Source organism: Enterobacter cloacae complex sp. IR5403 (genome assembly GCF_049238705.1).
Taxonomy (GTDB): domain Bacteria; phylum Pseudomonadota; class Gammaproteobacteria; order Enterobacterales; family Enterobacteriaceae; genus Enterobacter; species Enterobacter hormaechei_C.
The window spans coordinates 87,919-99,325 of sequence record NZ_JBMKHP010000016.1 but is presented as its reverse complement, the minus strand read 5'-3'; the positions used below and the strand labels follow the sequence as shown (position 1 = coordinate 99,325).

General features: G+C 57.4%; 14 protein-coding genes. 12 read left to right on the top strand and 2 right to left on the bottom strand.

Annotated elements, in window-relative coordinates:
* Positions 1–162: 162 nt before the first annotated feature.
* Positions 163–1,206 (bottom strand): aminopeptidase, encoded by a 1,044-nt coding sequence (locus ACOTW6_RS18610; protein ID WP_015571715.1) that lies wholly within the window; start codon positions 1,204–1,206, stop codon positions 163–165.
* 237 nt (positions 1,207–1,443) lie between these two features.
* Between ACOTW6_RS18610 and cysG the strand changes: the two genes are divergently transcribed.
* The 11 genes from cysG to ACOTW6_RS18555 all read left to right on the top strand — a co-directional run bounded on the left by cysG (position 1,444) and on the right by ACOTW6_RS18555 (position 10,152).
* The gene (gene cysG / locus ACOTW6_RS18605) at positions 1,444–2,802 is read left to right on the top strand and encodes a siroheme synthase CysG (protein WP_023304331.1); all 1,359 of its coding nucleotides are present in this window, start codon (positions 1,444–1,446) and stop codon (positions 2,800–2,802) included.
* Positions 2,803–2,811: 9 nt separating this feature from the next.
* Complete coding sequence (gene cysD, locus ACOTW6_RS18600; protein ID WP_006811770.1) at positions 2,812–3,720, top strand: sulfate adenylyltransferase subunit CysD; 909 nt, start codon at positions 2,812–2,814, stop codon at positions 3,718–3,720.
* A gap of 9 nt (positions 3,721–3,729) precedes the next feature.
* On the top strand, positions 3,730–5,154 hold the full coding sequence (gene cysN, locus ACOTW6_RS18595; protein ID WP_121478632.1) for a sulfate adenylyltransferase subunit CysN: 1,425 nt from the start codon (positions 3,730–3,732) through the stop codon (positions 5,152–5,154).
* Positions 5,154–5,759 (top strand): adenylyl-sulfate kinase, encoded by a 606-nt coding sequence (gene cysC / locus ACOTW6_RS18590; RefSeq protein WP_421766274.1) that lies wholly within the window; start codon positions 5,154–5,156, stop codon positions 5,757–5,759. The genes cysN and cysC overlap by 1 nt, the downstream gene beginning before the upstream one ends.
* A 58-nt stretch (positions 5,760–5,817) precedes the next feature.
* Complete coding sequence (locus ACOTW6_RS18585; RefSeq protein ID WP_006811767.1) at positions 5,818–6,144, top strand: DUF3561 family protein; 327 nt, start codon at positions 5,818–5,820, stop codon at positions 6,142–6,144.
* Positions 6,145–6,223: 79 nt separating this feature from the next.
* On the top strand, positions 6,224–6,535 hold the full coding sequence (gene ftsB, locus ACOTW6_RS18580) for a cell division protein FtsB (protein WP_003862095.1): 312 nt from the start codon (positions 6,224–6,226) through the stop codon (positions 6,533–6,535).
* A 19-nt stretch (positions 6,536–6,554) separates the two neighbouring features.
* Positions 6,555–7,265 (top strand): 2-C-methyl-D-erythritol 4-phosphate cytidylyltransferase, encoded by a 711-nt coding sequence (gene ispD / locus ACOTW6_RS18575; protein WP_017692759.1) that lies wholly within the window; start codon positions 6,555–6,557, stop codon positions 7,263–7,265.
* On the top strand, positions 7,265–7,744 hold the full coding sequence (gene ispF, locus ACOTW6_RS18570; RefSeq protein ID WP_003862097.1) for a 2-C-methyl-D-erythritol 2,4-cyclodiphosphate synthase: 480 nt from the start codon (positions 7,265–7,267) through the stop codon (positions 7,742–7,744). The genes ispD and ispF overlap by 1 nt, the downstream gene beginning before the upstream one ends.
* Complete coding sequence (truD, locus tag ACOTW6_RS18565) at positions 7,741–8,790, top strand: tRNA pseudouridine(13) synthase TruD (RefSeq protein ID WP_121478635.1); 1,050 nt, start codon at positions 7,741–7,743, stop codon at positions 8,788–8,790. The genes ispF and truD overlap by 4 nt, the downstream gene beginning before the upstream one ends.
* Positions 8,771–9,532 carry a 5'/3'-nucleotidase SurE gene (surE, locus tag ACOTW6_RS18560; protein ID WP_017382816.1) on the top strand — a complete coding sequence of 254 codons (762 nt, stop codon included), beginning with the start codon at positions 8,771–8,773 and terminating at the stop codon, positions 9,530–9,532. The genes truD and surE overlap by 20 nt, the downstream gene beginning before the upstream one ends.
* Positions 9,526–10,152 (top strand): protein-L-isoaspartate(D-aspartate) O-methyltransferase, encoded by a 627-nt coding sequence (locus ACOTW6_RS18555; protein ID WP_015571709.1) that lies wholly within the window; start codon positions 9,526–9,528, stop codon positions 10,150–10,152. Before surE ends, ACOTW6_RS18555 begins: the two co-directional genes overlap by 7 nt.
* Positions 10,153–10,246: 94 nt before the next feature.
* Here ACOTW6_RS18555 and ACOTW6_RS18550 read toward each other — a convergent pair whose 3' ends face one another.
* The gene (locus ACOTW6_RS18550) at positions 10,247–10,387 is read right to left on the bottom strand and encodes a peptidase (RefSeq protein WP_223230135.1); all 141 of its coding nucleotides are present in this window, start codon (positions 10,385–10,387) and stop codon (positions 10,247–10,249) included.
* Here ACOTW6_RS18550 and nlpD point away from each other — a divergent pair.
* The gene (gene nlpD / locus ACOTW6_RS18545; RefSeq protein WP_223259309.1) at positions 10,320–11,393 is read left to right on the top strand and encodes a murein hydrolase activator NlpD; all 1,074 of its coding nucleotides are present in this window, start codon (positions 10,320–10,322) and stop codon (positions 11,391–11,393) included. The genes ACOTW6_RS18550 and nlpD overlap by 68 nt on opposite strands.
* The last annotated feature ends 14 nt before the right edge of the window (positions 11,394–11,407 follow it).

The window sequence follows — 11,407 nt, the reverse complement described above, 5'->3', positions numbered from 1 at the left end:
AAAGTGAACGGAATGACCACCAGAGCCGTATGTTCCCCCTCACCCCAGCCCTCTCCCTCAAGGGAGAGGGGGCCGTCTGTGCAGGCATTATTTTGTGGGGAACCCTCTCCCCGTGGGAGAGGGTTGGGGTGAGGGCATAAGGCCGCACTATGCTTAACGGCCTCAGGCTTTCCCCGCTTTCGCCAGCTCCTTCACCAGCGGCAGCATCACCTTCACGACATCCCGGCTGCGGTGCTCAATCCGCTGCGGCAGCGCTTTATCAATGTGCTGCTGATTATCCAGCCGCACATCATGCCAGCTGGTCCCGTCCGGGAACGCTTTCGATTTGCTGCGCTGCTGATAGCCATCTTTTTTGCCCAGCGCCCAGTTCGTTGCCTCGACGTACAGCACCGGAATGCCCGCCTTATCAAACACTTCACCGTCATTACAGCAGCCTGTGCCTTTAGGATACTGCGGGTTACCGCCCGGATTTGTCGCGGCATAGACACCATGCGTGCGGGCAAGCGCCAGCGCGCGGTCGCGGGTGAGTTTACGTACGCTGCTCGGCGTGCTCTGTCCACTATTAAAATAGAGCTTATCCCCCACGATCAGATTATCGAGGTTAATCACCAGCAACGTATTTTTCTTCTCCTCAGCGCTCATGCGCTTAAGGAGATTCTCAGCGCCGAGTTTTCCTTCTTCTTCGCCGCTGGTCGCAACAAAGCGAATGCTGTATTTCGTCGGAATATTCTTCAGGCGTTCGGCCAGTTCAAGCATCACGCCCAGCCCCGCCGCATTATCATCCAGTCCCTGAAGCGTCAGCCCGCCGAGGTTATTATCGACATCGGCGTCGCTCAACGGCGTGTAGGTATCAAGGTGCGCCATAATAATAATCTGCTCAGCCGCCTTTCCTTCGTGCGCCGCAATAACCGTGCTGCCGGTTACGTTATGCCAGTTCTGCGTTTTATTGCGTGTGGTATAGATGTAGCGGCTGTGGAAAGCGCGAATGTCGCTCTCATAGCCCATATCCGCAAACTGCTGACGGATATAGTCTGCCGAGAGCATCTCGGCTGGGGTTCCGGTCATGCGGCCCGGAAAGACCGTCGCAATATGCCGCGCCTGCATACTGGCTATTTCACCGTAAGATTGATTTTTTGCCTGAGCCGGAAGGATAAAGCAAACGCCGAGCGCCAGGGCAACGAATCGGTGGCGCATTGCGGAAAACATAGTGAGTCCTTAAAAACAGAGCAAAATTTTAACCCGCATAGTATGAAACTGTGATCGGGTAGACACAATTTGAATTGCTCTTAAATACCCGAAATTTCGCGTGTTAAGCACTTTTTGATATTTGCTTTTCCACGGCGTTATTCCATTGAGTAACTACTCATTCCAATTCGTAATTTCATTCGATCTAAGCCGCCCCCTATAGTCCCTTTATTCGTGGTTGTTAGTGAGTTGTTGCCTGTGGACTATCTCCCCCTTTTTGCTGCCTTAAAAGACCGACCGGTACTGGTTGTCGGGACGGGTGAAATTGCCGATCGCAAAATCGCCTTCCTGCAACGCGCCGGGGCGCAGGTGCAGATCGTTGCAGAGGCGGATTTTGAAGAGTCTCAGATCGACAGCGTGGTGCTGGTGATTGCGGCAACCGAAGATCGGGCGCTCAACCGCCGCATCTCCGACGCAGCCCAGGCCCGTCACCGTCTGGTGAACGTGGTAGACGACCAGCCGTTATGTTCATTTATCTTCCCGTCGATTGTCGACCGCTCGCCGTTGCTGGTGGCGATCTCCTCCGGCGGCACCGCCCCGGTGCTGGCGCGCGTGCTGCGGGAAAAAATCGAAGCGCTGCTGCCGACCAGCCTCGGACGCATGGCGGAGAAGGCCAGCTACTGGCGCAACCACCTGAAAACGCGTCTGACCAGCGTGACGGAACGCCGTCGCTTCTGGGAGCGTGTGTTTCGCGGCCGCTTTGCCAGCCTGATGCAGGCCGGTAACGAGACGGCGGCGCAACAAATCCTCGAAGACGAACTGGATAACCCCGGCAGTACGGGCGGGGAGATCATTCTGGTGGGCGCCGGGCCGGGCGATGCCGGGCTGCTCACGCTGCGTGGCCTCCAGGTTCTTCAGGATGCGGATGTCGTGTTCTACGACCACCTGGTCACCGACGGTATTCGCGAGCTGATCCGCCGTGACGCAGAACAAATTTGCGTCGGCAAACGTGCCGGCGAGCACTCCGTGCCCCAGCACGACACCAACCAGATGCTGATTGCCGCCGCGAAAGCGGGCAAGACCGTGGTGCGCCTGAAAGGGGGCGACCCGTTTATCTTCGGTCGTGGTGGCGAGGAGTTGCAGGCGGCAGCCGAAGCGGGCGTCCCGTTCCAGGTGGTCCCCGGCATTACGGCGGCGTCTGCCGTCACGGCCTACGCCGGTATTCCGCTGACCCATCGCGATTACGCCCAGAGCGTGACCTTTGTGACCGGCCACTATAAAGCCGACAGCACGCCGTTTGACTGGTCACATCTCGCCCAAAGCCGACAAACACTGGCGATTTATATGGGCACGATGAAAGCGGCAGACATCAGCGAACAGCTTATTCAGCACGGTCGCGATGCGACGACGCCGGTAGCGGTGATCTCCCGCGGGACACGCGTCGATCAGCATGTCGCCATCGGCACCTTACAAGACCTTGCAACCCTGGCGAAAGACGCCCCAATGCCCGCCCTGATCGTGGTGGGAGAAGTGGTGCAGCTGCACAGCACGCTCGCCTGGTTCCAACACACAACCGACACAGAAGGCTTTGGCGCTTCTGTTATAAATTTGGCTTAAGGAACGGTTATGGACCAAAAACGACTTACTCACCTGCGGCAGCTCGAAGCGGAAAGTATCCACATTATCCGCGAAGTGGCCGCCGAGTTTTCTAACCCGGTGATGATGTACTCCATCGGTAAAGATTCCAGCGTCATGCTGCACCTGGCGCGTAAAGCGTTTTATCCGGGTACGCTGCCGTTCCCGCTGCTGCACGTGGATACCGGCTGGAAATTCCGCGAGATGTACGAGTTTCGTGACCGTACCGCCAAAGCCTACGGCTGCGAGCTGCTGGTGCACAAAAACCCGGAAGGGGTGGCGATGGGCATCAACCCGTTCGTGCACGGCAGCGCCAAGCATACCGACATCATGAAAACCGAAGGGCTGAAGCAGGCGCTGAATAAATACGGTTTTGATGCGGCCTTCGGCGGCGCGCGCCGTGACGAAGAGAAATCCCGCGCCAAAGAGCGTATCTACTCCTTCCGCGACCGCTTCCACCGCTGGGACCCGAAAAACCAGCGTCCGGAGCTGTGGCACAACTACAACGGCCAGATCAACAAGGGCGAAAGCATTCGCGTCTTCCCGCTCTCTAACTGGACCGAGCTGGATATCTGGCAGTACATCTATCTGGAAAATATTGAGATCGTTCCGCTGTATCTGGCGGCCGAGCGCCCGGTGCTGGAGCGCGACGGCATGCTGATGATGATCGACGACGATCGCATTGATTTACAGCCGGGCGAAGTGATCAAGAAACAGATGGTCCGTTTCCGTACTCTCGGCTGCTGGCCATTGACCGGCGCGGTGGAATCCAGTGCGCAGACGCTGCCGGAGATCATCGAGGAGATGCTGGTGTCGACCACCAGTGAGCGACAGGGCCGCGTGATTGACCGCGACCAGGCAGGCTCCATGGAGCTGAAGAAACGTCAGGGTTATTTCTAAGGAGCCGCCATGAATACGACTATTGCCCAACAAATTGCCGATGAAGGCGGCGTAGAAGCTTATCTGCACGCCCAACAGTACAAAAGTCTGCTGCGTTTCCTGACCTGCGGCAGCGTCGATGACGGGAAAAGTACCCTGATTGGTCGTCTGCTGCACGACACGCGCCAGATCTACGAAGACCAGCTCTCTTCCCTGCACAATGACAGTAAACGCCACGGCACCCAGGGCGAAAAACTCGACCTGGCGCTGCTGGTGGACGGCTTGCAGGCGGAGCGCGAGCAGGGCATTACCATTGATGTTGCCTATCGCTATTTCTCTACCGAAAAGCGCAAATTTATTATCGCCGACACCCCGGGGCACGAGCAGTACACCCGTAATATGGCGACCGGCGCGTCCACCTGTGACCTGGCGATCCTGCTGATCGACGCCCGTAAAGGCGTGCTGGATCAGACTCGTCGTCACAGCTTTATCTCTACGCTGCTGGGGATCAAACACCTGGTGGTGGCGGTGAACAAAATGGATCTGGTGGACTACAGCGAAGCGCGTTTCGACGAGATCCGCCAGAGCTACCTGACCTTTGCCGAACAGCTGCCGGGCAACCTGGATATTCGCTTTGTGCCGCTGTCGGCGCTGGAAGGGGATAACGTCGCCTCTCAGAGCGCGAACATGCCGTGGTACAGCGGCCCGACGCTGCTGGAAGTGCTGGAAACCGTTGAAATACAGCGCGTGGTCGATACCCAGCCGATGCGCTTCCCGGTGCAGTACGTGAACCGTCCGAACCTCGATTTCCGCGGCTTCTCCGGTACTCTCGCTTCAGGCTCCGTGAAGGTGGGCCAGCGCGTGAAGGTGCTGCCGTCCGGCGTGGAATCGACCATCGCCCGAATCGTCACCTTTGATGGCGATCTGAACGAAGCCGGGGCAGGAGAAGCGGTAACCCTGGTACTGAAAGACGAAATTGATATCAGCCGCGGCGACCTGCTGGTCGATGCGCAGGAAACGCTGGCGGCGGTGCAGGGCGCCTCCGTGGACGTGGTGTGGATGGCGGAACAGCCGCTGACCGCAGGCCAGAGCTATGACATTAAAATCGCCGGCAAGAAAACCCGCGCCCGCGTGGACGGCATTCAGTTCCAGGTGGACATCAACAACCTGACCCACCGTGACGTGAGCGAGCTGCCGCTGAACGGCATCGGTCTGGTGGATATGACCTTCGACGAGCCGCTGGTGCTGGATCCGTATCAGCAGAATCCGGTGACGGGCGGGCTGATCTTCATCGACCGCCTGACCAACGTCACCGTCGGTGCCGGGATGGTGCGCGAGCCAAACGCGCAGGCTGCCGTGGCCTCTGAGTTCAGCGCGTTTGAGCTGGAGCTTAACGCGCTGGTGCGTAAGCACTTCCCGCACTGGGGCGCACGCGATCTGCTGGGAGGCAAGTAATGGCTGCCCATGATGAGAACGTCGTCTGGCATCCTCATCCGGTCACCGTCGCCCAGCGCGAACATCTCCACGGTCACCGTGGGGTTGTGCTGTGGTTTACCGGGCTGTCTGGCTCCGGTAAATCCACGCTGGCAGGCGCACTGGAAGAGGCGCTGCATCAGCAGGGGGTGAGCACCTACCTGCTGGACGGCGACAACGTGCGTCACGGCCTGTGCAGCGATTTAGGGTTCAGCGATGAAGATCGTAAAGAGAACATTCGTCGGGTGGGCGAAGTCGCCAGCCTGATGGCGGATGCCGGGCTCGTGGTGCTGACGGCGTTTATCTCACCGCACCGCGCCGAACGTCAGATGGTGCGCGAGCGCGTGGGGCAGAATCGCTTTATTGAAGTGTTTGTGGATACGCCGCTGGCAATCTGCGAAGCGCGCGATCCGAAAGGGCTGTATAAAAAAGCCCGCGCGGGAGAGCTGCGAAACTTCACCGGCATTGACTCGGTTTACGAAGCGCCTGAATCCCCTGAGATTCATCTGGAAGGTCAACAATTGGTAACAAATTTAGTAAGCCAATTATTAGACCTGCTCAGACGGGACGATATTATCAGATCCTGAGACGGTATCGTTCGGGAGCTGTCTTCCCGAGCGATGAGTCACGGTCACAGGATTAGCTATGCGCAACAGTGAAAACTACATGATTACCACCGGGTCGGAACCGTTAACGACCGACGACGAAACGACCTGGTCCTTCCCTGGGGCGATAGTCGGCTTCGTATCGTGGCTACTGGCGCTGGGTATCCCGTTTTTGATCTACGGTGGTAACACCCTCTTTTTCTTCCTCTATACCTGGCCTTTCTTTCTGGCGCTGATGCCCGTTGCGGTGGTTGTGGGCGTGGCGCTGCACTCCCTTTTCAACGGCAAGCTCCTGTATAGTACGCTCATCACTATCGCCACCGTTGTGGTCATCTTTGGCCTGCTGTTTTTATGGCTGATGGGCTAACTTACGGCATAATTAAAACCCCGCAGTAGAGTCCAGCGGAAAGTTATGGGATGATGATGCCGTTTTTTCAGGGGGCAGGATGGGTAAACTAACGCTGCTGTTGCTGGCTTTGCTGGTCTGGCTGCAATATTCGCTGTGGTTCGGCAAAAACGGACTGCACGACTACAGCCGGGTAAGCGATGACGTCGCGGCACAGCAGGCTACAAACGCCAAACTTAAAGCGCGTAACGATCAACTTTTTGCTGAAATTGATGACCTCAATGGCGGCCAGGAGGCGATTGAGGAACGCGCACGCAATGAACTCAGTATGACTAAGCCGGGCGAAACGTTTTATCGCCTGGTTCCGGATGCGTCTAAACGCAATCAGGGCTCCGCACAAAACAATCGATAATCAGGCCCAGGATTACGACATGGCAGCAACTTTTTCGGACGTCTGTGCCGTGGTGCCGGCCGCAGGTTTTGGCCGGCGCATGCAGACAGAATGTCCTAAGCAGTACCTCTCAATTGGCGATAAAACGATCCTCGAGCACGCCGTGGCAGCGCTGCTGGCGCATGCCCGGGTGAAACGCGTGGTTATTGCCATCAGCCCCGGCGATGCGCGTTTTGCACAGCTCCCGCTGGCAAATCATCCTCAGATTACCGTTGTTGACGGCGGCGCCGAGCGGGCCGACTCTGTTCTGGCGGGCATTCAGGCTGCCGGGAACGCGCAGTGGGTGCTGGTGCACGATGCCGCGCGTCCCTGTCTGCATCACGACGATTTGTCACGTCTGCTGGCCCTGAGTGAAACCAGTAACGTGGGCGGCATTCTGGCCGCCCCGGTGCGTGACACCATGAAGCGTGCCGAACCGGGTAAACCGGCGATTGCCCACACCGTCGAGCGCGTCGATCTCTGGCACGCGCTGACGCCACAATTTTTTCCCCGCGAATTACTCCACGACTGCTTAACGCGTGCGCTTAAAGAAGGTGCGACCATTACGGACGAAGCCTCGGCGCTGGAGTATTGCGGTTTTCACCCAACGCTTGTTGAAGGGCGCGCTGATAATATAAAAGTGACGCGCCCGGAAGACTTACAGCTCGCGGAATTTTATCTTACCCGTACGACCCCTCAGGAGAAGGCATAATGCGTATTGGACACGGTTTTGATGTACACGCCTTTGGCGGCGTTGGCCCAATTATCATTGGCGGCGTGCGCATTCCTTACGAAAAAGGTCTGCTGGCGCATTCTGATGGCGACGTGGCGCTGCATGCGCTGACCGACGCGCTGCTGGGTGCCGCCGCGCTGGGCGACATTGGCAAACTGTTCCCGGACACCGATCCTGCTTTTAAAGGCGCAGACAGCCGCGAACTGCTGCGCGAAGCCTGGCGTCGTATTCAGGCCAAAGGCTACACCCTCGGCAACGTTGATGTGACGATCATTGCTCAGGCACCGAAGATGCTGCCGCACATCCCTCAGATGCGCGTGTTTATCGCTGAAGATCTGGGCTGCCATATGGACGACGTCAATGTCAAAGCGACCACCACGGAGAAGCTGGGCTTTACCGGTCGTGGCGAAGGCATTGCCTGTGAAGCCGTAGCGCTGCTGGTGAAGGCGGCCAAATGACGGATTTCGACAACCTGACGTATCTGCACGGTAAACCGCAGGGCAAGGGACTGCTGAAAGCCAACCCTGAAGATTTCGTGGTAGTGGAAGATCTGGGTTTTGAGCCGGACGGCGAAGGCGAGCACATCCTGGTGCGCATTCTGAAAAACGGCTGCAACACCCGCTTCGTGGCGGACGCGCTGGCAAAATTCCTCAAAATCCACGCCCGCGAAGTGAGCTTTGCCGGTCAAAAAGATAAACATGCCGTGACCGAACAGTGGCTTTGCGCCCGCGTGCCCGGCAATGCCATGCCCGATTTAAGCAAATTTGAGCTTGAGGGCTGTAAGGTACTGGAGTACGCCCGCCATAAACGCAAATTGCGTCCGGGAGCGTTGAAAGGCAACGATTTCACCCTGGTGCTGCGTGAAGTGACCGACCGCGATGACGTCGAAAAACGCCTGAAGGCCATTACCGAACGCGGCGTGCCAAACTATTTCGGCGCACAGCGCTTTGGCATTGGTGGCAGCAACCTTATGGGCGCGCTGCGCTGGGCGCAAAGTAGTGCGCCGGTGCGCGACAGGAATAAACGCAGTTTTTGGTTGTCGGCGGCCCGCAGTGCGTTGTTTAATCAGATTGTGAGCGAACGGCTGAAAAAACCGGACGCGAATCAAGTTGTTGTCGGCGATGCGCTACAATTAGCGGGACGCGGAAGCTGGTTTGTGGCAACGGCCGAAGAGATGGCCGATGCCCAGTCGCGCGTGGACGCTAAAGCGCTGATGATTACCGCCGCCTTGCCGGGCTCAGGCGACTGGGGAACCCAGGGCGAGGCGCTGGCCGCTGAGCAGTCAGCGGTGGCGGATGCGCCAGAATTACAATCATTGCTGGTGCGGGAAAAGGTCGAGGCGGCACGCCGTGCGATGCTCCTCTACCCGCAACAGTTGAGCTGGAACTGGTGGGATGACGTAACCGTCGAGTTACGCTTCTGGCTGCCGGCAGGTAGCTTTGCCACCAGTGTTGTCAGGGAACTTATCAACACGTCGGGTGATTATGCGAATATTGCTGAGTAACGATGACGGGATCCATGCGCCAGGTATTCAGACGCTGGCGAAACACCTCCGCGAATTTGCGGATGTGCAGGTCGTGGCTCCCGATCGTAACCGCAGTGGCGCGTCTAACTCATTGACGCTGGAGTCTTCACTTCGCACCTTTACCTTTGAGAATGGCGATATTGCCGTCCAGATGGGGACGCCGACCGACTGCGTGTTTCTGGGCGTAAATGCGCTGATGCGCCCGCGGCCGGATGTTGTGGTCTCCGGCATCAATGCCGGGCCAAATCTTGGCGATGATGTGATTTACTCCGGCACCGTGGCCGCGGCGATGGAGGGGCGTCACCTGGGTTTCCCGGCGCTGGCGGTCTCGCTAAACGGCCACACCCACTATGACACTGCCGCTGCGGTGACCTGCTCCATTCTCCGTGCGCTTGGCCGCGAGCCGCTGCGTACCGGACGTATCCTCAATATTAACGTGCCGGATCTCCCGCTGGACGAGATCAAAGGGATCCGCGTGACGCGCTGCGGCAGTCGCCATCCGGCCGATCAGGTTATTCCCCAGCAGGATCCGCGCGGCAATACCCTGTACTGGATCGGTCCGCCGGGAGATAAATGCGATGCCGGGCCAGACACCGACTTCGCTGCGGTGGATGAGGGTTACGTTTCCGTTACGCCGTTGCACGTAGATTTAACCGCTTATAGCGCGCATGATGTGGTGTCGGACTGGTTAGATCGGGTCGGAGTGAACGCGCAATGGTAAGTAAACGTGTACAAACTCTTCTGGAACAATTACGCGCACAGGGGATCGCCAACGAGCAGGTGCTGGATGCGCTTGCCCAGGTTCCCCGTGAGAAGTTTGTAGATGAGGCGTTTGAACACAAAGCGTGGGAAAACGTGGCGCTGCCCATCGGGCAAGGCCAGACGATTTCGCAGCCTTACATGGTGGCGCGTATGACGGAGCTTCTGGAGTTAACGCCAGACTCCCGGGTGCTGGAAATTGGCACCGGTTCAGGGTATCAGACCGCGATCCTGGCCCACCTTGTGCACCATGTCTGTTCCGTGGAACGGATTAAAGGCTTGCAGTGGCAGGCGCGCCGTCGCCTGAAACAGCTTGATTTACATAATGTATCGACACGCCACGGCGATGGATGGCAGGGTTGGCAGGCTCGCGCCCCGTTTGACGCCATCATAGTCACGGCAGCGCCACCTGAAATCCCCGCTGCACTTCTCTCGCAGCTGGACGAGGGCGGCATTCTGGTTTTGCCCGTTGGCGATGAACAGCAGCTTTTAAAGCGCGTTCGTCGACGCGGCGGCGAGTTTATTATCGATACCGTGGAAGCCGTGCGCTTTGTGCCCCTGGTTAAGGGCGAGCTGGCCTGAGACTCGGATTTTTCCAGGGTTATTAAGGCAAATTCAGCGTATGGTGTGGCGCGATAGGTTCGTGCCATCACGGTTATTTTTAAGTCACTGGTAGTTAACACATTCCTGGGGGATAAATGAGCGCGGGAAGCCCAAAATTCACCATCAGCCGTGTTGCGGCATTATCACTGGTTTCGCTCTGGCTGGCAGGCTGTACAAGTTCTGACAATGCACCTGCGCCCGTCAGTTCCGTCAATGGAACCAGCGGCTCGGGTAACACGTCCAGCGGAATGTTGATTACCCCTCCGCCTAAAATGGGCACGTCCACGGCGCAGCAAACTCCGCAGATCCAGCCGGTCCAGCGTCCAGTTACGCAGCCTTCGCAGATTCAGCCAGTGGATCAGCCTGTTCAGACCGAAAATGGCCGCATAGTGTATAACCGCAAGTATGGGAACATTCCGAAAGGTAGCTATACCGGCGGGAGCACCTATACCGTGAAGCGCGGCGATACGCTGTTCTATATTGCCTGGATCACCGGGAACGATTTCCGCGATCTGGCACAGCGAAACAACGTCCAGGCCCCGTACGCTCTGGAAGTTGGGCAAACACTTCAGGTTGGCAACGCGACGGGGACACCGCTTACGCCAGGCAACACCGTTTCAGCGGCCGACGTAACTGCGCAAAATAACAGCGTTACCCCTGCACAAAAAACCACCACGGTGGTTGCTTCACAACCTGTAATTACGTATTCTGAGGATTCAGGTGATCAGAGTGCTAACAAAATGTTGCCGAATAATAAAGGTACTGCGACTGTTGTCACAGCACCGACTACGGCACCTGTGGTTAGCTCTACTGTACCGACTGCAAGCAGTCAGAATGCCAGCTCGTCAATCACCACCTGGCGCTGGCCAACTGACGGCAAGATTATCGAGAACTTCGCTACCTCTGAGGGGGGCAACAAAGGGATCGATATCGCAGGCAGTAAAGGACAGGCAATCATCGCGACCGCAGACGGGCGCGTTGTCTATGCCGGTAACGCACTGCGCGGTTACGGTAATCTTATTATCATCAAACATAATGATGATTACCTGAGTGCCTACGCCCATAACGACACTATGCTGGTCCGGGAACAACAAGAAGTTAAGGCGGGGCAAAAAATCGCTACCATGGGTAGCACCGGAACCAGTTCTACACGCTTGCATTTTGAAATTCGTTACAAGGGGAAATCCGTAAACCCGCTGCAATATTTACCGCAGCGATAAATTGACGGGGCATG